Raw genomic sequence first — 25,412 nt, 5'->3', positions numbered from 1 at the left:
GCAACAGCTCTGGTATCGGTTAACGCCGATGATCAAGAGCGGGCCCACCGGCCCGCTCTTTTTTATTGGCCGCGACCCGCCGGAGGCAGACGGAACGGTCCGGGCCATGAGTGAACCCACCCACGAGCCGATGACGGCACCCGATCAGGAACCTCGCCTCGTCGTCGAGAGCGGCGTGGCGGCGCGTGTTGCCGCGATCATCGAGCCTGCGATCGTCGATCTCGGCTACCGGCTGGTGCGCGTGCGCATCAGCGCCCAGAACGGCTGCACCCTGCAGATCATGGCCGAGCGGCCGGACGGCACGATGAATGTCGAGGGTTGCGAGGAGGTCAGCCAGGCGGTGTCGCCGGCGCTCGACGTCGACGACCCCATCCAGGCGGCCTATCACCTTGAGATTTCATCGCCGGGCATCGACCGGCCACTGGTGCGCGCCAGCGATTTCGAGCGCTGGGCCGGCCATCTCGCCAAGATCGATACGAGCGAGCCGGTCGCCGGCCGCAAGCGCTTCCGGGGTATCCTGCGCGGCGTCGCCGGACAGGACGCGCTGCTGACGCGCGACGACGCCAAGAGCGAGGAAGAGCGCGACGTCGCCATTCCGATGCGCGCGATCGCCGAGGCCCGGCTCGTTCTGACCGACGCGCTCGTGACCGAGTCGCTGCGCCGCGGCAAGTCCGGCCTGCCGCCGGAAATGCCCTCCGCCGAAGAGATCGCCAGCCCTAGGAAGGGCCGAGGAAAATCGCTGGGACCACGGCCGACCAAGGCCGGCAAGACCCCGCAAGACAATAACGAAGAGGAGTGAGCGTCATGGTCGTCAGCGCCAACCGGCTCGAACTGCTGCAGATCGCCGACGCGGTCGCCCGCGAGAAGTCGATCGACCGCCAGATCGTCGTCGATGCCATGCAGGACGCCATCGCCAAGGCCGCCCGCTCGCGCTACGGCGCCGAGACGGATGTCCATGCCGAGATCAACACCAAGACCGGCGAACTGCGCCTCGCCCGCCACCTCCAGGTCGTCGACACCGTCGAGAACCCGGCGATCGAGATCACGGTCGACGAGGCCAAGCGCCATAACCCGGCCGCCCAGGCCGGCGACGTCATCGCCGATCCGCTGCCGCCCTTCGATTTCGGCCGCATCGCCGCCCAGTCGGCCAAGCAGGTCATCGTCCAGAAGGTGCGCGAGGCCGAGCGCGACCGCCAGTACGACGAGTACAAGGATCGCATCGGCGAGATCGTCAACGGCGCGGTCAAGCGCGTCGAGTACGGCAATGTCTTCGTCGATCTCGGCCGTGGCGAAGCCATCATCCGCCGCGACGAGATGATCCCGCGCGAGACCTTCAAGGTCGGCGACCGGGCCCGCGCCTATGTCTACGACGTGCGCCGCGAGCCGCGCGGCCCGCAGATCTTCCTGTCGCGTACCCATCCGCAGTTCATGGCCAAGCTCTTCGGCCAGGAAGTGCCCGAGATCTATGACGGTATCGTCGAGGTGAAGGCTGTCGCCCGCGACCCCGGTTCGCGCGCCAAGATCGCCGTGATCTCGCGCGATTCCTCGATCGACCCGGTCGGCGCCTGCGTCGGTATGCGTGGCTCGCGCGTGCAGGCCGTCGTCGGCGAGCTTCAGGGCGAGAAGATCGACATCATCCCGTGGTCGCCGGATGTCGCGACCTTCGTCGTCAACGCGCTGCAGCCGGCCGAGGTCGCCAAGGTCGTGCTCGACGAGGAAGCCGACAAGATCGAGGTCGTGGTTCCCGACGAGCAGCTCTCGCTCGCCATCGGCCGCCGTGGCCAGAACGTCCGCCTCGCCTCGCAGCTCACCGGCTGGGATATCGACATCCTGACCGAAGCCGAGGAGTCGGAGCGCCGCCAGAAGGAATTCGTGCAGCGCACCGACCTGTTCATGAACGCGCTGAACGTCGACGAGACGGTTGGCCAGCTTCTCGCCTCGGAAGGCTTCCGCAATGTCGAGGAGCTCGCCTATGTCGATCTCTCCGAGCTCGCCTCGATCGAGGGCTTCGACGAGGACACCGCCGGCGAGATCCAGAGCCGCGCGCAGGAGCATCTCGCCGCCGTCGAGGCGGAGCTGGACGAAAAGCGCCGTGCGCTCGGTGTCGAGGACGCCTTGCGCGAGGTCGATGGCGTCACCACTTCCATGATGGTTGCGCTCGGCGAGAACGATGTGAAGACCGTCGAGGATCTCGCGGGCTGCGCCACGGACGATCTCGTGGGTTGGACCGAGCGCAAGGACGGCGAGTCGACCCGTCATTCCGGCTATCTCGACGGGTTCGACCTGTCGCGCCAGGACGCGGAAGCGATCATCATGGCGGCCCGTATCCATGCGGGCTGGGTCGAGGCGCCGGCCGAGGAGCCTGAGGCGGAAGCCGACGAGGCGGCCGAGGCCTGATAGGAACCTTCGCGGTGAAGGCGGCTCAAAAGGAAGGACCGGAGCGAAGCTGCGTTGTGACGCGGACCGTGAAGGCGCCTGAGGATTTGATCCGCTTCGTCGCGGGGCCGGACGGTACGCTGGTCCCGGATCTCAGGCGCAAGCTGCCCGGACGCGGCGTCTGGGCGAGCCTCAGCCGCAGGACGGTGGCCGAGGCGATCAAGCGCAAGGCCTTCGAGCGTTCGCTCAAGGCGAAGGTCGCGGTTCCCGCCGACCTTCCGGAGATGATCGATGCGCTGATGCTGCGCGATGCGGTGCAGGCGCTGTCGATGGCCAACAAGGCGGGTCTCGTGATCGCGGGCTTCGCCAAGGTCGAGGCCCTGATCGGCTCGGGCCGTTGCGTCGGCGTCATTGCTGCCAGCGATGGGGCCGAGGATGGCAAGCGCAAGATCGGCCAGGCCATCCGGCGGATCGGGGCAGCCCGCGAAGCCGAAGGGCTCAAGGCCCGTGAACTGCCCGTCGTCGCTATTTTCACGGCGGCGGATTTGGAATTGGCGTTGGGGCGGGCACATGTGATACATGCCGCGCTTGCTCCGGGTCCGGCGGCGGAGGGCGTCCTCTCCCGCTGGCGTCGGCTCGTCCGGTATCGGACGGACGATACCGCCGCATCCGACCAGAACGACACCGAAGACACGACCGAACCGGCAGGACCGAACGCGGAATGACCGATACCAAGAACCCGGGCGACAAGACACTCTCCGTCAACCCGCCCAAGACCCTGTCGCTGAAGCGGCCTGTCGAGCAGAGCACTGTTCGCCAGAGCTTCTCGCATGGGCGTACGAAGCAGGTCGTCGTCGAGGTGAAGCGCCGCGCCGCCGGGCATGAGGTCAAGGAGCCCGTCGCGCCGCGTCCGCCGCAGGCCCCGGCTCCGCAGGCGACCGCGCCGCGCCCCGCCGCTCCGCAGCCGCCTCAGCGTCCGGCCAGCAGCATGCTGCTGCGCACCCTCTCCGATGAGGAGAAGGACGCCCGTCAGCGCGCTTTGTCGGAAGCCCGCAGCAGCGAGGCTGAGGCGCGCCGTATCGCCGAGGACGAGGCGCGCCAGCGCGCTGCCGCCGTCGAGCGCGAGCGCCAGGAGCGCGAAGCCGCTGCCGCCCGTCAGCGGCAGGAGGAAGAGCGCCGCCGTCAGGAAGACGACCAGAAGCGCCGCGTCGAAATGGCCGCGCGCCAGCGCGACGAACAGCCTCCCGCCCGCCCGGCGGCCCCGCCGCCGCAGGCTCGCGAGGCCGCGCCTGCGCCCCAGGCTCCTGCGCCCCAGCCGACCCAGTATTATGGCCGTCCGGCCCCGTCCGGCCCGCGCGAGTTCACCTCGCGCCCGCCGATGCGCGACACCGGTGCGCGCCCGCCCCGGCTCGACAGCCGCCCGCCGCGTTCCGATGCGCCGCGCACGCCCCGCATCGACACGACGGCTCCGTCCGAGCCGGCGGTCGCCCGTCCGGCGCGCCAGGCGCCTTCGGCCAACACCACGCGCAATCGCTCGGATGATGTCGACGTCAAGGCCGCGTTCCGCCGTCCCGGCTTGAGTGCCGGCCCCGGTCGTGGCCCGGCTCCCGCCGCGCCCAAGACGCCGAAGACCACAAACGACAAGCCGCGCGGTCGCCTGACGCTGTCGACCGCGACCGGGAGCGAGGACGAGCGCACGCGTTCCGTCGCCTCGTTCCGCCGGCGCGTGCAGCGCATGACCGGCCACCGCGCCTCTGACGTCGCGAAAGAGCGCGTGATGCGCGAGGTGATCATCCCCGAGACGATCACCATCCAGGAACTCGCGAACCGCATGACGGAACGCGGCGTCGACGTCATCCGCTTGCTGATGAAGCAGGGCGCGATGCACAAGATCACCGACGTGATCGATGCCGACACCGCCCAGCTCATCGCCGAGGAAATGGGTCATACCGTCAAGCGCGTCGCCGAATCCGACGTCGAGGAAGGCCTGTTCGACACGCCGGATACCGACGAGACCCTGGAGTCGCGGCCGGCCGTCGTGACCATCATGGGCCATGTCGACCACGGCAAGACCTCGCTGCTCGACGCGATCCGCAAGACCAAGGTCGTCACCGGCGAGGCCGGCGGCATCACCCAGCATATCGGCGCCTATCAGGTGACGACCCCGCTGGGCACCCAGGTGACGTTCATCGACACCCCCGGCCACGCCGCCTTCACGGCGATGCGCGCCCGCGGCGCCAAGGTGACGGACGTCGTGGTGCTGGTCGTGGCGGCCGATGACGGCGTCATGCCGCAGACGGCCGAGGCTATCCATCACGCCAAGGCTGCCGGCGTGCCGCTGATCGTGGCCATCAACAAGGTCGACAAGTCCGACTCCAATCCGGACCGTGTCCGCGCCGAGCTGCTGCAGTACGAGATCCAGGTCGAAACGCTCGGCGGCGAGACGCTCGAAGTCGAGGTTTCCGCCAAGACCGGCCACAACCTCGACAAGCTGCTCGAGGCGATCTCGCTCCAGGCCGAGCTGCTCGATCTCAAGGCCAACCCGGATCGCGCCGCCGAAGGCACGGTCATCGAGGCCAAGCTCGATCGGGGCCGCGGCCCGGTCGCGACCGTTCTCGTCCAGCGCGGCACGCTGCGCACCGGCGACATCGTCGTGGCGGGTGCCGAATGGGGCCGCGTCCGCGCGCTCATCGCCGATACCGGCGCGCAGGTGAAGGAGGCTCCGCCCTCCATGCCGGTCGAGGTTCTCGGCTTCAACGGCACGCCCGAGGCCGGCGACCGCGTTGCGGTGGTCGAGTCCGAGGCCCGCGCCCGCGAGATCACCGATTACCGCGAGCGTCAGCGTCGCGACCGCCTCGCCGCCCGTGGCGCGGCTTCGGGCGCCGGCCGTTCGCTCGCCGAGATGATGCGCGAGCTCAAGGAAGGCGCCGGCCGCAAGGAGTTCCCGCTCGTCGTCAAGGGTGACGTGCAGGGCTCGGTCGAAGCCATCGTCGGAGCGCTTGAGAAGGTCGGCAACGAAGAAGTTCGTGCCCGCGTGCTGTCCTCGGGCGTCGGTGCCATCACCGAGTCGGATGTCACGCTCGCCCAGGCTTCGGGCGCGGTGGTCGTCGGCTTCAACGTGCGCGCCCACAAGGAAGCGCGCGAGGCGGCCGACCGGGCCGGCGTCGAGATCCGCTACTACAACATCATCTATAACCTCATGGATGACGTGAAGGACGCGATGTCGGGCCTGCTGGCGCCGACTCTGCGCGAGACCATGCTCGGCAACGCGACGATCCTCGAGATCTTCAACGTCTCGAAGGTCGGCAAGATCGCCGGCTGCCGCGTCACCGACGGCACGATCGAGCGTGGCGCCAATGTCCGCCTGATCCGCGACAACGTCGTGGTTCACGAGGGCAAGCTCGGCCAGCTCAAGCGCTTCAAGGACGATGCCAAGGAAGTCGTGGCCGGCCAGGAATGCGGCATGTCCTTCGAGAACTACCAGGACATGCGCGCCGGCGACGTCATCGAGTGCTATCGCGTCGAAGAGATCAAGCGCAGCCTCTGAGGGCTGCGCTTCCTGAAACAGCGCGTCATGGCCGGGCAAAGCCCGGCCATCTCGTGACGAGAAGAGCGCGTCCAGCGCCTGATCATCCTGAGACGGCGGGCCTGGCCCGCCGGGACGTTTGGTCCGGTCCGATCCCGGAGAAACGAGAACCATGGCTAAACCTGCAAAACCTTCCGGCCCATCCCAGCGGCAATTGCGCGTCGGCGAACTGATCCGCCACGCGCTGGCCGAGATGCTCGCACGGGGCGACATTCATGATGACGTGCTGGCGAAGCATGTCGTGACCGTGCCGGAGGTCCGCCTCTCGCCGGATCTCAAGCTCGCGACCTGCTACATCATGCCGCTCGGCGGGCTGGACATCGCTCCGGTCCTCAAGGCTCTCGAAGCCAACAAGCGCTACCTGCGCGGCGAGATCGCCCATCGCGTGAACCTGAAATACGCGCCGGACCTGCGCTTCCGCGCCGATGAGAGCTTCGCCGAGGCCGAGCGCATCGATGCGCTGCTCGATACCGAGGCGGTGCGCCGCGACACGCAGGTCCAGCGCCTCAGGATCGACCAGGACCACCAAGACGAAGCCCCCGAAGACGACCGTAACGATGACCGCTGAGAACGCTCCCGAAATCGCCCAAGACGCTGCGCCGGCGCAGCGTCCGAAGAAGCGCGACGTCCATGGCTGGGTCATCCTCGACAAGCCGATCGGCATGACCTCGACCCATGCGGTCAGCGTCGTGAAGCGCGCCTTCGGCGCCAAGAAGGCCGGCCATGCCGGCACACTCGACCCGCTGGCGTCGGGCCTGCTGCCGATCGCGCTGGGCGAGGCGACCAAGACCGTTCCCTTCGTCATGGACGGCCGCAAGGCTTATCAGTTCACTGTCGCCTGGGGCACGCAGACCAATACCGACGACACCGAGGGCAGCGTCATCGCGACCTCGGACAAGCGTCCGGACGAGGCGGCGATCGCTGCGCTCCTGCCGCGCTTCACCGGCACCATCATGCAGACGCCGCCCAAGTTCTCGGCGATCAAGATCGCCGGCGAGCGCGCCTACGACCTCGCCCGCGACGGCGAGGAGGTCGAGCTGGAGGCGCGGCCCGTCGAGATCGACGCGCTCCACATCGTCAGCCATGACGGCGCCACCACGACCTTCGAGGCCGAATGCGGCAAGGGCACCTATGTCCGCGCCATCGCCCGCGATCTGGGTCTGGCCCTGGGCTGCCTCGGCCATGTCGCGCATCTGCGCCGCACCCGCGTCGGGCCGTTCACGGTCGCAGACGCCGCCAGTGTCGAGACCCTGCGCGAGAGCCCAGAAAGCGCGCTGACGGCGCTGCAGCCGGTCAAGGCGGCGCTGACGCTGATCCCGGAGATCGTGCTCCACCGCGACGCCGCCGCCCGCCTCAAGCGCGGCCAGAGCGCCCTGCTGCGCGGAGCCGGCGCCCCGATCGAGTTGGAGGCCGCCTACGCGACCTGCGCCGGCACGTTGGTCTCGACGGGCTCGGTCCAGAACGGCGAGTTCGTTCCCCACCGCGTCTTCAATCTCTGAGGCAAGGAGGCCGCGGCTTGCCCCCTCTCCCCTTGCAGGAGAGGGTTGGGGTGAGGGCGCGCGCCGGCCTGGATCGTCGGCGTTTCACGGCCCGCTCATAATTGCGACCTGAGAGACCCCTCATCCGTCTCGGCTTCGCCGAGCCACCTTCTCCCGCAAGGGGAGAAGGGCAAAGCCCGCGCCTCTGATCGACGCCTCTGGCGCCCCTCAGGCCGCCCGCTTCAGCCCGTCCCGCGCCCAGATCGCACTGAGCGCCGCCACCAGCGTGTCGATATCGGCATCGGAATGGAAGGGCGAGGGCGTGATCCGCAGCCGCTCCGTGCCACGCGGCACGGTCGGGTAGTTGATCGGCTGGACATAGATGTCGAAGCGATCAAGCAACTCGTCGCTGATCGCCTTGCAGGCCTTCGCCTCACCCACCATCACCGGCACGATATGGCTGGGATTGGCGAGATGCGGAATGCCGGCGGCGTCGAGCTTGGCCCGCAAGGCCGCGACGCGGTCCTGCTGACGCTCGCGCTCGGCGGAGCTCTCCTTGAGATGCCGGATCGCGGCGATCGCGCCCGCAGCCACGGCCGGCGGCAGGGAGCTCGAGAAGATGAAGCCCGACGCAAAGCTGCGGATGAAGTCGCACAGCGCCGCCGAGCCGGTGATGTAGCCGCCGATCACGCCATAGGACTTCGCCAGCGTGCCCTGGATCAGGGTGAGCCGGTCGGTCAGGCCCTCGCGCTCCGAGATGCCGCCGCCACGCGCGCCGTAGAGGCCGACGGCATGGACCTCGTCGATATAGGTCATTGCGCCGAACTCGTCGGCGATGTCGCAGAATTCCCGGACCGGCGCGATGTCGCCATCCATCGAATAGACCGACTCGAAGGCGATCAGCTTCGGCCTGTTAGGATCGAGCGCCGCGAGCTTGCGGCGCAGGTCGGCCGGGTCGTTATGGGCGAAGATATGCTTCTCGGCGCGCGAATGCCGGATGCCCTCGATCATCGAGGCATGGTTCAGCCCGTCGGTCAGCACGATGCAGCCGGGGATGCGCGCGGCCAGCGTCGAGAGCGAGGCCCAGTTCGAGACATAGCCGGAATTGAAGATCAGCGCGGCTTCCTTGCCGTGCAGATCGGCGAGCTCGCGCTCCAGCAGGACGTGGTAGTGGTTGGTGCCGCCGATATTGCGGGTGCCGCCGGCGCCGGCACCGCTGCCATCGAGCGCCTGATGCATCGCGGCCAGCACCTTGGGATGCTGGCCCATGCCGAGATAGTCGTTCGAGCACCAGACGGTGACGTCGCGCGGGCCGCTCTCGCCATGATAGGTCGCGATCGGGAAGCGGCCGGCCTGGCGTTCCAGGTCGGCGAAGACGCGATAGCGGCCCTCGCTGCGCAATCCGTCGAGCTCCCGACGGAAGAAGTTCTCGAAATCCATTCCAGCCTCCTGCGGCGCGCCTCTCCTAGGCCTTTCGGGCCGTTCGCGGAATGGTGCGCGGTGTCGCGGCTGGAATTGTTCTACTGTGAGCGCCCGGCCAGTTCCAGAATCGTTTCGATGAGGACGCGGATGGCGATGCCGGCATCGGCCTCGGTCATGTTCTCCAATGGCGAATGGCTGATGCCCTTCTCGTTGCGCACGAAGAGCATGGCGACGGGTGCCACCGCGGCGATCGCCATGGCGTCATGCCCGGCGCCGGAGGGCAGCCGCCGCCCGGCGAGGTTGCTGCCGCTGCGGGCGATGCCGGTCGCCAGTGCATCCTGCAGCTTCGGCTCCATCGGCACGGCCGTGGCCCGGGCATAGGGGATGATCTCCAGCCCGACGCCGCGACGCTCTGCGATCTCGGCGAAGCGTTTGCGGATCTCGGTATCCATCGCCGCCAGAGTCTCGTCCTTCGGGGCGCGGAAATCGATGGTGAACTCGGCCGCGCCGGGGACGACATTGGTCGCGCCGGGCTCGGGGCGCAGCACCCCGACCGTGCCGACGGCGAGCTCATGCGCGCCGGCGATCTGCTCCAGTGCCAGCGCCATTTCGGCTGCGGCGGTCAAGGCGTCCTTGCGCAGCGCCATCGGCACGGTGCCGGCGTGTCCTGCCTCGCCGGTGACACGCACCTGTGCGCGGCTCTGCGCGTTGATGGCGGTGACGATGCCGACCGCCTCGTTCTCCGCCTCCAGCAACGGCCCTTGCTCGATATGGACTTCGAGATAGGCCTGGATCGAGCCCGGCTTGCGGGCCAGCGCCGCGATCCCCGCCGGATTGCCGCCGAAGGCGACGAGCGCTTCGCCGAGCTTCACGCCGTCGCTGTCGCGTGCCTCCAGCCAGGCCGGGTCATAGGCGCCGGCCAGCGCCTCCGAGGTCGAGAGATGCGTCGGGAAGCGGACATTCTCCTCGTCGCCGAAGCCGATCACCTCCAGCGGGAAGGGCAGGCTGATCCCGGCATCGCGCAAGGCCTGTGCGGCAAGGATGCCGGCGACGACGCCGAGATTGCCGTCGAAGCGTCCGCCATCCTTCACCGTGTCGATATGCGAGCCGATCAGCACGGCAGGCGCGCCGGGAACGGTGCCTTCGCGCCGGCCCTGCACCGAGCCGGCAGCGTCGATGAAGGCGGTGAGCCCCGCGACCTCCATCGCGCCCTTGACCCATTCCGCCGCTTGCTTGTGCGCGGGCGAGAGATAGAGGCGCGTCAGCTTGCCGGGCTCGTCGCTGAAGCGATTGAGGCCGGCAAGCGCCGCGAAGGCACGGGCGCCGAGGACGGCGGCGGAGGGAAGCGTCTGCGTCATGCCGCCAAGCTAGAGCAGGGTTTTTAAAACTGCGACGGCCAATTTCGCCAAGCAGCTTCTCTCCGGTGGCATGATCCGCCCCCGCTCACCCTCGCCTCAGTAGGTCGCGCGACCGCCGGAGAGGTCGAACACGCCGGCCGTGGTGAAGCTGTTCTCGGCCGAGGCGAGGAAGGCGACCATCGAGGCGACCTCGTCGGGCAGTAGGAAGCGCCCGCGCGGGATCTTCGCCAGCATGTAGCCGATATGCTCCTCGCTCATCTGGTCGAAGATGCGGGTGCGCGCCGCCGCCGGCGTGATGCAGTTCACCGCGATGTCCTTGTCGGCGAGCTCCTTGCCGAGCGACTTGGTCAGCGCGATCACCGCCGCCTTCGAGGCGGAATAGGCCGACGCGTTGGGATTGCCCTCCTTGCCCGCGATCGAGGCGACGAGGACGATGCGGCCGTAATTGCGCTTGACCATGCCGGGGATCACCGAGCGGCAGCAATGCAGCGTGCCGTCGACATTGAGCTTCATGACCTTGGCCCAATCCTCGAGCGGGTACTCCCAGGTCTTGTGGTTGGGTCCGGCGATGCCGGCGCTGGTGACGAGGATGTCGATGCTGCCATGCTGGGCCTCCAGCGCGTCGCTCGCCTTCTGCACGGCCGCCGCATCGGTCACGTCGACGCCGACGCCGATGGCGCCATGGCCGATCTCGGCTGCGGCCTTGGTGGCGAGCGCCGCGTCGACATCCCAGATCGCGACGGTCGCACCGCTCTTGGCGAAGCGCTCGGCGACGGCGCGGCCGATGCCCTGCGCCCCGCCGGTGACGATGGCGACGCGTTTCTTTAAATCGATTTGGTTCATGCCAGCCCTCCCGAACTTTGTGCGGGTCACCCTAGCCGGGTGGATCGGCGCCGGCCAAGAGGACATAGCCATTTCGGTGAAATGCGCAGGGCCGTCATGCATTTTGTTAAGGATGATCGCAAAAAGACCGGGGGCCGAGGGCCTTCGCTGCGTGCCGGATCGGGGCGGTTCGAAGCGGGTCTGTGTCGCGGTGAGACGGTGTCCGGGACAGGGTGGCGCCACCATTCGGGCGATCGTTCCGGTTCGGTACAAGGCCTTGTCGCTGCAAGAGGATTGCCATTAACGCGGGCTCGCGGATCGCGGGAATAAGCCATTCACCTTTCAGCGGGCTTTGCCTTGACCCGAGCCCTGAAACGGCAAAGACAATCACGACATTCGCAATGGGCCGCCGTGCCCCTGATCGAGAGCACCGTGCCCGCAACCGCCATCACGATTGTCAGCGAAGCCAGGAGCCGCAAGCGGCCGGGTTATGCCAAGCGCGATATCGGCGGCATCGGCATCGCCGTGATGGAGCGTGAGGCGGCGATCGCGGAGGTGGTCGATGCGGTGTCGACGGGAAGCCATATGAAGATGGCTTTCTGCAACGCCAACCTGGTGAACGTCGCCGCCGGCAACGCCGCCCTGCTGCGCAGCCTCTCGACCTTCCTCGTTCTGGCCGACGGCATCGGCGTCGATCTCGGCAGCTGGATCCTCTATGGCAAGGCCTTCCCGGCAAACCTCAACGGCACGGATTTCTTTCCCACCCTCTTCGCCCGCTCCGGGCGGCCGATGCGGGTCGCCCTGCTCGGTGGCCGGCCAGGCGTCGCGGATCGCGCGGTCGCCAACCTGACGAAGCGCTATCCTGCCCATCGTTTCAGCGTGGTCTCGCACGGCTATTTCACGGCCGAAGAGGAGCCTCTCCTTCTCGAGGGCCTGAAGGCCCAGCGCCCGGACCTGCTGCTGGTGGCGATGGGCAACCCGCTCCAGGAACGCTTCATCGCCGATAAGCTCGGCCCGCAGCATGGCTCGGTCGCGGCCGGCGTCGGGGCGCTGTTCGATTTCTTCGCCGACGAAGTGCCGCGTGCGCCCGAGTTGGTGCGCAAGGCGCGGCTCGAGTGGATCTTCCGTCTCTGGCTCGAACCGCGCCGTCTGTGGCGGCGCTATGTGCTCGGAAATCCCGCTTTCCTGATGCGCATGGCCCGGCAATATGCCATGGGCGGCCGACGCAGCGGGTGAGTTCCCTGACATTGAGAGCGACCTTTGCCCTGGCGACGCCGAGCTACAGGGGCGATATCGAGCGTTGCCGGCTGCTCTGCGCCAGCATCGATCGCTTCGTCAGCGGCCACGCCGTCCATTATCTTCTGGTCGAGGATCGTGATGTCCCGCTCTTCCGCGAGCTCGAAGGGCCACGCCGGCGCATCCTGCCGGAATCGCAATTGCTGCCGGGCTGGCTGAAATCACGGCCCGATCCGCTGAGCCTCGGCAGGCGCCGTCTCTGGACCGGAGTGCAGGCGCTGGCGCGCGGCATCCCGCCCTTGCGCGGCTGGCATGCCCAGCAGCTCAGGAAATTCGCGGTAGCGACGGCCTGCGAAGAGGATGTCATCCTCTTCGCCGATTCCGACATGCTGTTCCTGCGCCCCTTCGACCTGACCAGCCTATCGGATGACGGAGCCATCAGGCTCTATCGCAAGCCGGACGCCATCACGGCCGACATGGCGCGGCATATCCCGTGGTGCACGCATGCCTCGACCCTGCTCGGCCTCGACGCCCCGACCTTCCCGAGCCCCGACTACATCAACAACCTGGTGAGCTGGCGCCGCGACCATGTGCTGGCCCTGCTCGACCATGTCGAAAGTGTCAGCGGGCGCGACTGGGTCTCGGCCATTGCGCGCGAGCGGCAGTTCTCGGAATACATGATCTACGGCTATTTCGTCGAACGCGTGCTCGGGCTCGAGGCATCCGGCCACTGGCCGGATGCGCGCGAGCTCTGCAAGGTCTACTGGTTCAGCGAGGATGTCGCCGGCATGGAGGATCTCGCCTCCTTCGAGGAGGTGCTGGAGCCCTGGCAGGTCGCCGTCGGCATCCAGTCCTTCATCGGGCAGCCGCTCGACCGCATCCGCGCGCTGTTCGAGCGGCAGGCCTCAGCGTAACGGCCTGCGTCCCTGCGCCAGCAGCCTGTAGGTGAAGCCGGCCGAGGCGAGATAGACCACGCCGAAGACGAGGTTCATCCAGGCGGCCCAGCTTCCGGCCTCCGGGAAGCGTGTCATCACCAGCGAGATCAGCCCGGCCTTGATCGCCGTGAGCAGGCACAGGAGCGCGATGCGCGAGCCCGTGCGCTCGCGGGCATAGAGCAATTCGGCGTGATACTCGACGAGGTTGCGGAAGGCCGGGACCAGCAGCATCGGCGCGAACAGATAGGCCGCCTCCGAGACGTTGCGCCCGAGCAGGTTCGGGAAGGGCATCAGCGCGACGATGACGCAGACCAGCCCGCCGACCGAGACCAGCGCGATGCCGGCCTCATAGGCCGCAAGGCGCCTGAAGCGACCGATGCCGCGATCCTTCATGATCTTCTGGACGAGCATCTGGTTGAAGCTGCGCACCGGCATGGCGGTGAGGTCGATCACCCGGAGCGCGATGGCGTAGAGCCCGGCGGTACGTTCCCCGGCGAGCCCCAGCACCAGGAGCTTGTCGAGTTCGGACTGGACATAGAACACGATATCGGCCGCGCCGGCGAAGACGGCATCCGCCATCCGGCGCGGATAGAGGTTGCGCACGAAGCGCCAGCGCGTCCTCGGCAGGAAGGCGAGGAGCGCGATCAGCGCGCTCGCCATGGTGGCTCCGCAATAGGCGAAGGCCCAGATCTCCAGATTTGCCCGGCCGAAGGCGGCGAAGAGCAAGGCCGCCACTGTTCGCAGGCCCGAGCCGATGATGACGAGCAGCGCCGCCTGCCGGAAGCGCCTCAAGCCGTTATTGACGATGGCGACGACCTCGACGAGCCGCCAGCCCAGCACCTCCGCGACGATGATCACCGCGAAAGGCAGGAGCGCCAGGCGCTCCGCGAAGAGCAGCAGATAGGCGGCCCCGGCGACCGCGACGATCAGCGGCAACGACAGCGCGGACAGGCCGGCAAAGCCGGAGAGATAGGCGCCGAGCAACCGCGGCTTGACCGTGGCGACCCGGTAGAGCGGCGAGATGAAACCGAAGGCCAGCAGGCGCGACAGGATGAGCCCGGTCGAGGAGGCCGTGGCGAACAAACCAAATTCGCCGAGGGTCAACGTATTCGCAACGATGAGGAAGTAGACAAGGGAGATCACGAGCCGGCCGGCGGAGCCGCTCAGGATGGTGAGGTAGGCGAAGATGGTGGTGCGATCCGGTAGCATGACCCGTTTCCGCGGCGGCTGGCCCGGCGCGTGCCTTTGCGTTGCAGCATGACGCCCACCTCTTAGACCAGAGGCGTTGAACGACCCTAAACGACACGGAAGCGTCCCGATTGACCATACGGAAAGCCGAAACGGACCGAAATGAAGCGTCGCCGACGCGGCGCGGCGTGCTGCGCGGCGCGTCGGCTTGCCTGATGGCCGGCGCCATGACGGGGACCGGTGCCGCCGCCGTGCGGCCGATCCCGTTTGGCTCCGCCGCGGAGATCGGCGCCTTCCGCGGGGATGTGCGCTATCGCGACGCGCTGAAGCGCTATTGCGATGTCATCGTCCCCATGAACGACCTGAAATGGGAGGCGCTGCGGCATGACCAGCCGCGCTTCGATTTTTCGGGTGCCGACGAACTCGTCGCTTTCGCTCAGGCGAACAAGAAGGCGCTGCGCGGCCATACCCTGCTCTGGGGCGAAGCGCTGCCCAACTGGACCAGGGAGATGACGACGCGGGCTGAGGCCGAGCGCGAACTCGTCAACCACATCGAGGTCGTCGTCGACCGCTACAAGGGCAGGATCGCGACCTGGGACGTCGTCAACGAGGTCATCAAATACGATCCCACGGATGGCGGACCCTGGCGCGACACCATCTGGCAGCGCCTGCTCGGGCCGGAGCATGTCGATATCGCCTTCCGCACGGCGGCGCGGATCGATCCCAAGGCCAGGCTCGTGCTCAACGATTTCCATCTGGAGGAGCCGGTCCCCGGTGCCGCCGCGCGCCGCAAGGTCGTGCTCGATATCTGCCGGCGCCTGAAAGACAAGGGCATTCCGATCCATGGTGTCGGCATGCAGGCCCATCTCTATGCCGACAAGGGCATCGACGTGGACGGCGTGCAGCGCTTCATGCGCGATCTCGATGAGCTCGGCCTCGATGTCGAGATCACCGAGCTCGACGTCATCGACTGGAAGCTGCCGGCCGATGCCGCCCAACGCGACAAGACCGCCGCAGCCCTGGTCTCGACCTTCCTCGAGGCCGTCGTCTCGGTCAAACGACCGAAGGCGATCGTCACCTGGGGACTGACCGACCGCTATTCCTGGGTCCACGAAACCTTCCCGCGCAAGGACAGCGCCCGTGCCCGGCCCCTGCCGCTTGATGCCGATTACCGGCCCAAGCCGATGATGGCCGTGCTCGAACGCTACCGGCGTGGAGTCGCGTGATGCAGAACAGTGAAGCGTAGCGTCATGTTCACCACCGGGCCCGCCACGAGCGAAGCGCAGGACAAGCCGAACCGCCCGGAGCGGCCGGCCGCGGCCCTGCCTGTCCAGCTTGCGCGGCTGGCCGATCCCCTCTGGATCCTCGGGGCGCTCTGGGCGCGGCGCTGGCTGATCGTGCTCATGGCTGTGCTCGGCCTGGCCTTGGCGATCCTCGCCGGCCTGCTGATGACGCCGAAATACGTCTCGACCGCGCAGCTTTTCATCGATCCGCGCGACCTGCGCGTGCTCCAGAACGACGTCTCCCCCAACAATGTCGGCAGCGACCCGACCTCGATCACCGGCTATCTCGAAAGCCAGGCGCGCGTGATCGCCTCCGACAGCATCAAGTCGCGGGTCGTCGAGCGTCTCGACCTTGATCGCGATCCGGATTTCGGTGGCCCTTCGAGTAGCTTCCTCTCCCGTCTGCTGGGGACCGGTACCGGTCCCTCGCCCAAGGCGACGCTCTACGCACTCGCGGCGCTCGACCGCACGGTCGCGGTGCGCCGCGGCGAACGCACCTTCGTCATCGACATCTCGGCGACGGCGCAGGATCCGGACAAGGCCGCCAAGATCGCGAATGCGCTGGCCGAGGCCTATCTCGAGGACCAGGCCGCGGTGCGCGCCGAAGCCGCGCAGAAGGCGACGGCCGCGCTGACCAGCCGACTCGAGGAACTGCGCAACCGCCTGCGCATCGCTGAGGAAAAGGCCGAGAAATACAAGGAAGCCAACAATATCGTCGGCGTCGGCGACCGTTCGCTCGGCGAGCAGCAGCTGTCGCTCAACAGCGCGCAGCTCGTCGCGGCTCGCACCCGTGCGACCGAAGCCAAGGCGAAATACGACCAGATCGCCGGTACGCGCGCCTCCAGCATCGAGGCCGGGGCCATTCCGGAAGCGGTCGCCTCCAACACGATGACCGCCTTGCGCGCCCAGCTCGGCGCGGCGCTGGCCCGCGAGGCCGATCTCGTCTCCTCCCTCGGTGCGCGGCATCCGGCGCTGACCTCGGCGCAGTCGCAGGTGCGCGACGCCAGGCGCCAGATCAGTGAGGAACTCGCCCGTATCGGGCGCGCCGCCAAGGTCGAGCATGACCGTGCGGTCGAGGCCGAGCGTCAGCTCGCCCGTCGCGTCGAGCAGCTCACGGCGGGGCAATACGCCGCTGGCCGGGCCTCCGTGCAATTGCGCGAGCTCGAGCGCGAGGTCGAATCTTCCCGTGCCATCTATGACGCCTTCCTGAGGCGCGCCCGCGAGACCGGCGAGCTCGGCGGCATCGACACCACCAATGCCCGCATCATCAGCCCGGCCATGCCCCCGCTGGAGAAGAGCGGCATGAGCCGCCGGACGCTGGCATTGCTGGGGGCCTTTGGTGGCGGTGGGGCGGGCGTCCTTCTGGCGCTGGGACTTGCCGTCTTCGCCGTGCCGCGCCCGCCGGAGCCCCCGCCGGCTCCGAAGCGCGAACCGTTCTGGCGCCGTGCCCCGCGCCCGGTTGCGCCCGAGCCGGTCGAGACCGAGAGCCCAGCTCCAGCTTCCGCGCCGGCCGTTGCGGTCACACCGCCACCCCCCAAACCGGTGGCGTCAGCTCCCGCGCCCACCGAGCCGCCACCGCAGCAGCAGCCCGCTCAAACGAGCGCAAGACCGGCGAACTGGCGGCGCCTGATGGCGATCCCGGGCGGCTCCGCGAAGCGCGCTGGAAACGCTCCCGAGGCCGCGCCCGTTTCCGAGAGCACCTCCGAACCTGTATCCGAACCGGCGCCCCTGCCGATGCTCGGCACCATCCCGCAGGTGCGCAACCGCCGCTGGCGGCGTGACGTGGCCGAGGCGCGCTCGGTCTTCCAGGGCCAGAGCCATCTCGTCGATGTCATAGACAAGCCGCAGTCAGGTTTCGCTGCCGCCATTGCTGCGACCCGTCGCGAGCTGGCCGGGGCCGCAGGCGGCGAGCATCGCCGCCGCATCCTGGTCGTCGGCCTGGAGCCGCAGGTGGGCGCGACGACGCTCGCCCTCAATCTGGCGCTCGATGCCGCCCGGTCCGGCCTGCCGGCGCTGCTGGTCGATGCCGCGGGCGGTGCCCATGGCCTCACCCCGGTCTTCGCGGCGGACGCATTGATCGGGCTTGGCGATGTCATGTCCGGCCAGGTGGCACTGGGTCGCGCGATCATGAAGGACGAGGGCACCGGCCTGACCTTCATGCCCTATGCGGGGGCGGTCCCATCGGCCGGCGCGGGCTCGCTGCGGACGGGTGCCTTCGCGGCGACGCATCGCTTCGGGCCGATCATCGTGGATGGCGGCCATCTGGCGGCGGACAGCCTGATCGGGCGCTTCGCCGAGGTGGTGGACGATATCGTGCTGGTCGCGCGCGACGGCAAATCTGCCCAGGCCGGCGCCGAACGCCTGAAGGCGCAGCTCGGAACGCATGCGGGCAAGCTGCGCGGCGTCGTGATCAACGTGGTGTGAGCGTCACGACCGGGCCCTGCGCCGGTCAGTTTTTCTCGGGCTTGCGATATTGCTCGTTGGCGACGCCGAATTCGGACATCAATCGGCCGATCGCGACCTGGGCGTGGTAGAGCCCGATCACCCCGGAGCGCGTGCGGAGGCCCAGAGCAAGCCCGCGCGGGACCGACGCGGCCAGCAGGGCCAGCGATTTCGCCAGCACCCGAAGCCTTCCGGCGGTTCCAGGATTTTGCCGCCGTTCGATCGCGGCCGAGATCGCGCCGTTGCGCAGGCCGCGTGCGTTGATCCAGCTGAATTCGCTGCGCCGTTCCGGCATGGTCTCGCGCTGCGCGGCCTCCTGCACCCACCAGAAGCGGAAGCCGGCGGCCTTGGCGCGGGTGAAGAAATCCGTGTCGCCGCCGCCGGTGAAGTCGAAGCTCTCGTCGAGGAAAGGGAAACCGAGCCGGTCGAGCACGCCGCGCCGGATCAGGTAATTGGCGCTGGAATAGAGCATCGGCACCGGCCCGGAGACGCTGTAATGCGAACGGAATACCGGATGCGCCGAGAGCCAGGTACGCGACGCATCGGCAAAGGCGGCTGTCACCGAACCGCCGAACAGCTCGGCAGGCGCCGTGCGGGCCGCCGTGACGAAGGCATCGAGCCATCCGGGCTCGGCTTCCTCGTCGTCGTCGATGCCGAGAACCTGTTCCAGCGCGGGAAAGCGCGTCAATGCGCAGCGCCAGGCCGCGTTATAGGCCTTGCAGTTGCCCTGGCGCGGCTCGACGATGACGAAGCCCTTGAACAGTCCAGCGGCAAGCAACGCGCTGGCGCGGGCGGCTCCGGCCCGCTCGACGCCTTCGTTCTCGACGACGATCACCGCGAAATCATGCCCGCCTTTCTGGCCGGCGAGCGAGCGCAAGGTCGCCTCCAGCATCTCCGGGCGCCGGAAGGTCGGGACGCAGACGACGCTCCTAACCCCGGCCAGCGCCTCGGGCGCCGAGCATGCCACCACCTCGAAGCTTTCGGGCGTGCCGAAAACCGGCCCGGCGGAGCGGTCTCGCTCGCCTCTCGTCATGCTTTCGTTTGTCTGGCTGGCCATGGTCATCGACCTGCAAACTAGGCTGCGGCAACTTAAGGTTCGGTGTCCGCCTCTCTCGAAAGAGCGGCGGATCCCTGCAACTCCCGTTGATCATAGCCGGCGGCATGGCTTGACCTGCCCGGCCAATGGGAGGAGTGGAATGACCTCCTGCCGACGAGCTCTTTCGCCTTGCGCCTCGCTTTCCTGACTTCGCTCATCCCCGTCGCCCGGCCGGATACCGGCTTCGAGATCGCCAATGCGGCGATCCTTTCGGCATTGCGCGAGGCCGGGCACACGGTCACCGCGATCGGCTTCCTCCGTCCCGGCGAGATCCCGGCGGAGCCGGAGCAGGCGATCGTGGTCACCGAGGCCGATATCGAGAACGCGGTGGTTCCGGCCGTGCAGAAGCTGCGCTGGCTCGTCGACGCTGTGCGGCTCGGGCTGCCGGTGGCCTGCGCGAAACTCAGGCTCGCCGGAGCGGGCCGCCTCGTCGAGGCCGTCCGGGCGCAGGGACCCTTCGATGCGCTGGTCCTGAATTCGGTCATGCTGCCCGGTGCCTTTCCCGAGCTGCTGCGGATCGCGCCCTGCATCCTGGTCGAACATAATATCGAGCATGTCTCGGCCCGGCAGAATGCCGAGCATGCCGGAAATCCGCTGTTGCGCCGGCTCTACGGGCGCGAGGCGCGATTGCTCGAGGGGCTGGAGCGGCGGCTCTGGGACGAGGCGCGCTTCATCTGGACGCTGGCCGAGGAGGATCGACGGGCGCTCGGCCCCGCCCATCAGGCGAAGTCCTGTGCCCTGCCGCTGGTGTCCGGGAGCGCGGCCGCAGCCCCGCCGGATGATCTCGGCGAGGCCCCGGTCTTCGATATCGGCCTGATCGGCACCTGGACCTGGGGCCCCAATCTGATCGGGCTCGACTGGTTCCTGCGCGAGGTCTGTCCGCTGCTCCCGGAGGGAATCCGCGTTGCGGTTGCCGGGCGCGTCCCGCCCGAGCTGCGTGCGCCGCCGAATGTGACACTGGTCGGCCGCGTGCCCTCGGCCGAAGGCTTCCTGCGCTCCTGCCGGCTCGTCGCGCTATCGAGCCGGGCCGGAACCGGCGTGCAGCTCAAGACGATCGAGGCGATGCAGCTCGGCCTGCCGGCCGTCGCCACGACCCTGTCCTGCCGCGGTTTCACGGACATGCCTGCCAATTTCACCCTCGCCGATACGGCCGAGGATTTCGCCCGGGCGCTGACGGAGCGCGTCGCGGCGATCCGCTCAGGGGATCGGCAGCGCATCGACGGCGCGGCCTTCATGGCGAGCCAGCGCAAGGCGCTGGCGGATGGCCTCGCACGGGGGCTTGCCGCCGCCAGGGGCTGAGAACGGCTATTCCGCCGCGGCCTTGCCGGCGCGGCGGCCGATCAGGCCGAAGATCGGCCCGGCCGAGACCATCACCAGGAAAACGCGGATGATGTGGTGGGCCGCCACGAAGGCGACCTCGGTATGGAGCGCCAGCGCGATCAGGCTCATCTCGGCGAGGCCGCCGGGCGAATAGGCCAGGATCAGCGGGATATGGCCGTGCACGGAGACCAGCGCGACGAGCCAGGCGAAGCCCAGTGTCAGGGCCAGCAGGATCGCGGTCGAGCCGACCGAGAGCAGGAGCACGCGCAGGATGATGCGCGGCGGCGTGCCGACGAAGCGGCAGCCGATCGTCACGCCGAGCACGAGCTGCGCTGCATTGACGATTTCCGACGGCGGCATTGCGGCGCTCAGACCGGCGACATGCACGATCGCGCTGACCAGCATCGGGCCGAGCAGATATTTCGCCGGCATCCTGAGCCAGTGCCCGACGATCACGCCGACGATGCCGCAGCCGATCAGCCAGAGCTCGGAGCTGATGGGTGTCTGCGCCAGCGACGGGCCGGCGACGCGCCCACCGCTCAGCGTGACCCCGCCGATCCACTGCACGATGAAGGGCAGCGTCATCACCACCAGCAGGATACGAGCCGAGTGGATCAAGGCGATGATGCGGGCATCGCCACCTTTCTCCTCGCCGACGGTGACCATCTCGATCAGCCCGCCCGGCATGCCCGAGAAGAAGGCGGTGACGGGATCGAACCCGGCGACGCGGCGGAAATAGCTGACGCAGCACAGCCCGCAGGCGACCATGAACAGCACGAGCCCGGCCAGCGTCGGCAGCCAGTTCGGCAGTTGCGCGATCACCTCGGGCTTGAACGAGGCGCCGAGCATCACGCCGATCACCGCCGTCATCGGCGGACGGATCACGGACGGCGCAGCCACAGGCAGGCTGATCAGGGCCGCGAAGGTGCAGAACACCATCGAGCCCAGCATCCAGGGCAGGGGTAATTTGGCCTGCACGAAGAGCCAGCCGCCGAGCCCGCCGAGCGCGAGCGCGAGCGCAAAGCGGCGATAGGGGAAGCGGCTGGGAGCCAGAGCCTTGATCCCGCCCAGGAAATCGTCGAGCAGGGCCTTCATCGGCCTGGTCCGTCGCGCCGGCTCAGCCGGTCGGTTGCCATGGCCCGAAAGCGGGAAGAGGGGCGGTCTCGAAGCGTCAAGCGGCAGGTCCCTTTCGGGTTCCTCCTAGAGACTGTTCGCGCCGTTGCACAGCCCGCGCCGGGTATGTCGCCCCTGCGCGTCGCGCGGCCGGGACAACGCGGCCATGTCGCATTGTCATTGGCCGAATTGCCGCGTTTCCTCAATGATTTGCGGCAGGGATGAAATGCCGGGCCGGTCATCGGCCGCCGACCACTGGTTGAGGGTGATGAGCGAGGAGCGGCAGTCCGGCCGGCAGGGTCGGCCGGGGTTCGAGGGCAATGCCCCCTGGCACGAGCCAGCCGCTTCCGCGCCTCCCGAGCCGGGTGTTTCTCGTCCTGCCCCGATCGTCGAGCCTGAACCGCCCGTTGGTGCGAAAGCAGGCGGGGTGGGCTGGTTCGAAAGCCGCAGGCAGCGTCTGCGCTATTGGTGGCGCGGCGCGAGCCCCAATCTGCGCGGCTCGGTCCTCATGTTCGCGGCGATGCTGGTTTATGCGGTAATGGTCGCCGGCATCAAGCATGTCGGGCAGGGCATTCCGCTCGTGCAGATCCTGCTGATCCGGCAGGTGATCATGACCGCGATCCTGCTGCTCTTCGCGGCCGGCAGCCTGCGGCGGGCGTTGCATACCGACAGGCTCGGCCTGCAGATCTTCCGCAGCGTGGTCACGTTGCTTTCGATGCTCTGCGGCTTCACGGCGGTGATCAAGATCCCGCTTGCCCAGGCGACCGCGATCGGCTTCAGCCAGGTGCTGTTCGTCACCATCGCGGCGGTGCTCTTCCTCAAGGAGGTTGTCGACGGCCGGCGCTGGGCTGCGACCGTGATCGGCTTCATCGGCGTGCTGATCATGCTGCGCCCGAGCTCGGAGGGGCTGGATATCTATGCCCTGCTCGCGGTCGCCGGCGCGATATGCGGCGCCGCCATCACGGTCAGCGTGCGCAAGCTCGCCGCGAGCGAGCGCACCGATACGATCCTGCTCTATCAGGGCATCGTGCTGATCGTGCTCCTGTCCGTGCCGACCTTTCTCTGGTGGCAGCCGCCGACGCCCAATCAATGGTTCTGGCTGATCACGCTCAGCCTGTTCGGTACCGCCGGGCAATGGCTGATCACCCGCGCCTATCAGGTCGGCGAGGCGGCGGCGCTGGCGCCGCTCGATTTCAGCCGCCTGCTGCTGGCGAGCTTTACCGGCTTCGTCTTCTTCGCCGAGATTCCGGAGCTCACCACCTGGCTCGGCGCGGCCGTCGTCATCGGCGCGACGCTCTACACGATCCGCAAGAACGCCCGCAGGGTCGCGCCGCCGCCAGCCCCGGTCTGAGCGGCCGGGATTGCGCCGGCCCCGTCCCGGGCGCTATGAATCGGCGCACGCCTCTCCCGCGTGCGGCCGCCCGGCTTCGCCCCGCGCGGCACGACATCCAGAGGCCGGATCATGCGCATCGAAAACGACCCGAAGCTCGACTTCCGCGACGTGCTGATTCGTCCGAAGCGCTCGACGCTGGGCAGCCGCGCCGAGGTCGATGTCGAGCGCAGCTTCCACTTCGCCCATACCGGCAAGGAGTGGAAGGGCTTCCCGCTGATCGCCGCCAACATGGACGTGGTCGGCACCATGGCGATGGCCGGGGCGCTCTTGAAGCACGGCGCCATGGTCGCCCTGCACAAGCATTACAGCGCCGCGCAACTGATCGCCTTCTTCCGCGAGCCCGGCTCCGCCAATGCCTTCTATTCGCTGGGCACGACCGATTCCGACCATGACAAGCTGAAGGCCGTCCACGCCCAGTCGCCGATCACCAAGATCTGTCTCGACGTCGCCAACGGCTATACCGAGAAATTCGTCGACACGGTCAAGGCGACGCGCGCCGCCTTCCCGGACGCGGCGATCATGGCCGGCAATGTCGTGACCGGCGACATGACCGAGGCGCTGATCCTCGCCGGCGCCGATATCGTCAAGGTCGGCATCGGGCCGGGCTCGGTCTGCACCACCCGTAAGATGACCGGCGTCGGCTATCCGCAGCTCTCCGCCATCATCGAATGCTCGGATGCGGCCCATGGCCTGAAGGGTCTCGTCTGCGGCGATGGCGGTCTGACCGTGCCGGGCGATGTCGCCAAGGCCTATGGCGGCGGCTCCGATTTCGTGATGATGGGCGGCATGCTCGCCGGCCATGACGAGTGCGAGGGCGAGATCCGCTACGAGGAGCGCGACGGCGAGAAGGTGCCGGTGGCGATGACCTTCTACGGCATGTCCTCGGATACGGCGATGAACAAGTATTCCGGCGGCGTCGCCAAATACCGGGCCTCCGAGGGCAAGACCGTGGAGGTGCCCTATCGCGGCCCGGTCGAGGGCACGATGCAGGAATTGATGGGCGGCGTGCGCTCGGCCATGACCTATATCGGCGCGGTCCGCCTGAAGGAGATGTCGAAGCGCACCACTTTCATCATGGTCGGCAGCCAGCTCAACACCATCTTCGGCAACTGACGCGGATTGGCATTTCCGCCGCTACCGCTTTCCTTGCGCCTGTTGCATAGTCGCCCTGCAACATAGAGAGCCGCCCGACGGCTTCGGGGAGACGGATATGACGATCAGGATCTTGGGTGCGGCGGTCATGCTCGCCGCGGGAGCTTCGGTGGCGCAGGCGCAGCAGCTCGCGCCGAGCCCGACGCTGGACGCCATCAAGGCGCGCGGCAATCTCGAATGCGGCGTGCATCTCGGTCTGCCCGGCTTCTCCTTCGCCAATGACAAGGGCGAATGGAGCGGGCTCGACGTCGATTACTGCAAGGCGCTCGCCGCCGCCGTGCTCGGCGATGCCAACAAGGTCAAGTACACGCCGACCTCGGTGCAGCAGCGCTGGCCGATCCTGCAATCGGGCCAGGTCGACGTGCTCTCGCGCAACTCGACCATCACCTTCTCGCGCAACGCGACGCTCGGCCTCAATTTCCAGGGCATCAATTTCTACGAGGGCCAGACCTTCATCGTCCGCAAGTCGGCCAATGCCAAGACGGCGGCCGATCTCGACGGCGCCTCGGTCTGCGTCGCCGCCGGCTCGACCGAGGAGAAGAACGCCGCCGACTGGTTCCGCGAGCGCAACCTCAAGACCACCATCACCAATTTCCAGAAGAACGACGACGCCATCGCCGCTTATGACGCCGGCCGCTGCGACGCCTATACCGCCGGCGTCGGCGCGCTTGCCGGCCAGCGCGCCAAGCTCAAGACCCCCGAGGATCACGTCATCCTGACCCAGCCGATCTCGAACGATCCGCAGGGCCCGGTGACGCGCTGGGGCGACGAGCGCTGGCAGCTCGTCGTGCGCTGGGTGCTGAACGGCATGATCGCCGCCGAGGCGCTCGGCGTCACCTCCAAGAACGTCGACGACATGAAGGCGAACTCCAAGAACTCGGAAGTGCGTCGCCTGCTCGGTGCCGAGGGTGGCTTCGGCGCGATGATGGGGCTCTCGAACGACTGGATGTACAACGCCATCAAGCAGGTCGGGAACTACGGCGAGAGCTTCGAGCGCACCGTCGGCATGGGTTCGAACCTGAAGATGGAGCGCGGCCAGAACCAGCTCTGGATCAAGGGCGGCCTGCTCTTCACTCCGCCCTTCCAGTGAGAGCGGACGCCTAGCGACCCCGCCAGCGCGTCATCCCGGACAAGCCGCGTGAGCGGCGCCGATCCGGGATCCATGCCTGAACCGTTCCGGCATGGATCCCGGGTCTCCACTTCGTTCCATCC

20 protein-coding genes are annotated in these 25,412 nt (G+C 68.0%); 14 read left to right on the top strand and 6 right to left on the bottom strand.

The window, feature by feature from the left end:
* The first annotated feature begins 106 nt into the window (after positions 1-106).
* The 6 genes from rimP to truB all read left to right on the top strand — a co-directional run bounded on the left by rimP (position 107) and on the right by truB (position 7,461).
* On the top strand, positions 107-799 hold the full coding sequence (rimP, locus tag AC6RIC_RS01255; RefSeq protein WP_499734798.1) for a ribosome maturation factor RimP: 693 nt from the start codon (positions 107-109) through the stop codon (positions 797-799).
* Between the two features lie 5 nt (positions 800-804).
* Positions 805-2,397: a transcription termination factor NusA gene (gene nusA, locus AC6RIC_RS01250; RefSeq protein WP_454654326.1), complete on the top strand. Its 1,593-nt coding sequence runs from the start codon at positions 805-807 to the stop codon at positions 2,395-2,397.
* Positions 2,398-2,453: 56 nt separating this feature from the next.
* A complete protein-coding gene (locus tag AC6RIC_RS01245; protein ID WP_499734797.1) occupies positions 2,454-3,101 on the top strand; it encodes an RNA-binding protein in 648 nt (215 codons plus the stop codon).
* Positions 3,098-5,923: a translation initiation factor IF-2 gene (gene infB, locus AC6RIC_RS01240; protein WP_454654323.1), complete on the top strand. Its 2,826-nt coding sequence runs from the start codon at positions 3,098-3,100 to the stop codon at positions 5,921-5,923. Before AC6RIC_RS01245 ends, infB begins: the two co-directional genes overlap by 4 nt.
* A gap of 151 nt (positions 5,924-6,074) precedes the next feature.
* Complete coding sequence (rbfA, locus tag AC6RIC_RS01235; protein ID WP_454654321.1) at positions 6,075-6,530, top strand: 30S ribosome-binding factor RbfA; 456 nt, start codon at positions 6,075-6,077, stop codon at positions 6,528-6,530.
* Entirely contained in the window at positions 6,520-7,461 is a 942-nt protein-coding gene (truB, locus tag AC6RIC_RS01230) for a tRNA pseudouridine(55) synthase TruB (protein ID WP_454654320.1), read from the top strand. The genes rbfA and truB overlap by 11 nt, the downstream gene beginning before the upstream one ends.
* 207 nt (positions 7,462-7,668) lie before the next feature.
* Here truB and hemA read toward each other — a convergent pair whose 3' ends face one another.
* From hemA to AC6RIC_RS01215, 3 genes are all read right to left on the bottom strand, one after another.
* Positions 7,669-8,880 (bottom strand): 5-aminolevulinate synthase, encoded by a 1,212-nt coding sequence (hemA, locus tag AC6RIC_RS01225; protein WP_499734796.1) that lies wholly within the window; start codon positions 8,878-8,880, stop codon positions 7,669-7,671.
* An 80-nt stretch (positions 8,881-8,960) separates the two neighbouring features.
* Positions 8,961-10,220: an allantoate amidohydrolase gene (locus AC6RIC_RS01220; RefSeq protein ID WP_499734795.1), complete on the bottom strand. Its 1,260-nt coding sequence runs from the start codon at positions 10,218-10,220 to the stop codon at positions 8,961-8,963.
* A 96-nt stretch (positions 10,221-10,316) separates the two neighbouring features.
* On the bottom strand, positions 10,317-11,063 hold the full coding sequence (locus AC6RIC_RS01215) for an SDR family NAD(P)-dependent oxidoreductase (protein WP_499734794.1): 747 nt from the start codon (positions 11,061-11,063) through the stop codon (positions 10,317-10,319).
* A 411-nt stretch (positions 11,064-11,474) separates the two neighbouring features.
* Between AC6RIC_RS01215 and AC6RIC_RS01210 the strand changes: the two genes are divergently transcribed.
* Positions 11,475-12,278: a WecB/TagA/CpsF family glycosyltransferase gene (locus tag AC6RIC_RS01210; RefSeq protein ID WP_454654316.1), complete on the top strand. Its 804-nt coding sequence runs from the start codon at positions 11,475-11,477 to the stop codon at positions 12,276-12,278.
* Entirely contained in the window at positions 12,275-13,192 is a 918-nt protein-coding gene (locus AC6RIC_RS01205; RefSeq protein ID WP_454654315.1) for a DUF6492 family protein, read from the top strand. Before AC6RIC_RS01210 ends, AC6RIC_RS01205 begins: the two co-directional genes overlap by 4 nt.
* Here AC6RIC_RS01205 and AC6RIC_RS01200 read toward each other — a convergent pair.
* Positions 13,184-14,422 (bottom strand): lipopolysaccharide biosynthesis protein, encoded by a 1,239-nt coding sequence (locus AC6RIC_RS01200; protein WP_454654314.1) that lies wholly within the window; start codon positions 14,420-14,422, stop codon positions 13,184-13,186. The genes AC6RIC_RS01205 and AC6RIC_RS01200 overlap by 9 nt on opposite strands.
* Before the next feature lie 206 nt (positions 14,423-14,628).
* On the opposite strand from AC6RIC_RS01200, the gene AC6RIC_RS01195 reads away from it, so the two are divergent.
* Together AC6RIC_RS01195 and AC6RIC_RS01190 are read left to right on the top strand one after the other, a co-directional pair.
* On the top strand, positions 14,629-15,627 hold the full coding sequence (locus tag AC6RIC_RS01195) for an endo-1,4-beta-xylanase (protein ID WP_499734793.1): 999 nt from the start codon (positions 14,629-14,631) through the stop codon (positions 15,625-15,627).
* A gap of 24 nt (positions 15,628-15,651) precedes the next feature.
* Positions 15,652-18,108: an exopolysaccharide transport family protein gene (locus tag AC6RIC_RS01190; protein ID WP_499734792.1), complete on the top strand. Its 2,457-nt coding sequence runs from the start codon at positions 15,652-15,654 to the stop codon at positions 18,106-18,108.
* A gap of 25 nt (positions 18,109-18,133) precedes the next feature.
* Here the strand turns inward: AC6RIC_RS01190 and AC6RIC_RS01185 are convergent, their stop codons facing one another.
* Entirely contained in the window at positions 18,134-19,183 is a 1,050-nt protein-coding gene (locus tag AC6RIC_RS01185; protein ID WP_499734791.1) for a glycosyltransferase family 2 protein, read from the bottom strand.
* A 168-nt stretch (positions 19,184-19,351) separates the two neighbouring features.
* Between AC6RIC_RS01185 and AC6RIC_RS01180 the strand changes: the two genes are divergently transcribed.
* Entirely contained in the window at positions 19,352-20,521 is a 1,170-nt protein-coding gene (locus AC6RIC_RS01180; RefSeq protein WP_499734790.1) for a glycosyltransferase, read from the top strand.
* Between the two features lie 6 nt (positions 20,522-20,527).
* On the opposite strand, the gene AC6RIC_RS01175 is transcribed toward AC6RIC_RS01180, so the two are convergent.
* On the bottom strand, positions 20,528-21,637 hold the full coding sequence (locus tag AC6RIC_RS01175) for an AbrB family transcriptional regulator (protein ID WP_454654309.1): 1,110 nt from the start codon (positions 21,635-21,637) through the stop codon (positions 20,528-20,530).
* A gap of 445 nt (positions 21,638-22,082) precedes the next feature.
* On the opposite strand from AC6RIC_RS01175, the gene AC6RIC_RS01170 reads away from it, so the two are divergent.
* The 3 genes from AC6RIC_RS01170 to AC6RIC_RS01160 all read left to right on the top strand — a co-directional run bounded on the left by AC6RIC_RS01170 (position 22,083) and on the right by AC6RIC_RS01160 (position 25,290).
* Positions 22,083-23,006: a DMT family transporter gene (locus tag AC6RIC_RS01170; RefSeq protein ID WP_499734789.1), complete on the top strand. Its 924-nt coding sequence runs from the start codon at positions 22,083-22,085 to the stop codon at positions 23,004-23,006.
* Positions 23,007-23,117: 111 nt separating this feature from the next.
* Positions 23,118-24,161, top strand: coding sequence for a GMP reductase (locus AC6RIC_RS01165; RefSeq protein WP_499734788.1), 1,044 nt, complete (start codon positions 23,118-23,120; stop codon positions 24,159-24,161).
* Positions 24,162-24,258: 97 nt separating this feature from the next.
* Positions 24,259-25,290, top strand: a complete 1,032-nt coding sequence (locus tag AC6RIC_RS01160) for an amino acid ABC transporter substrate-binding protein (RefSeq protein ID WP_499734787.1) — start codon at positions 24,259-24,261, stop codon at positions 25,288-25,290.
* Positions 25,291-25,412: the final 122 nt, after the last annotated feature.

It is taken from the genome of Allobosea sp. TBD101 (genome assembly GCF_059817965.1).
Note: the sequence above shows the minus strand (reverse complement) of the source record. Positions and strands in the feature narration are given on the sequence as shown.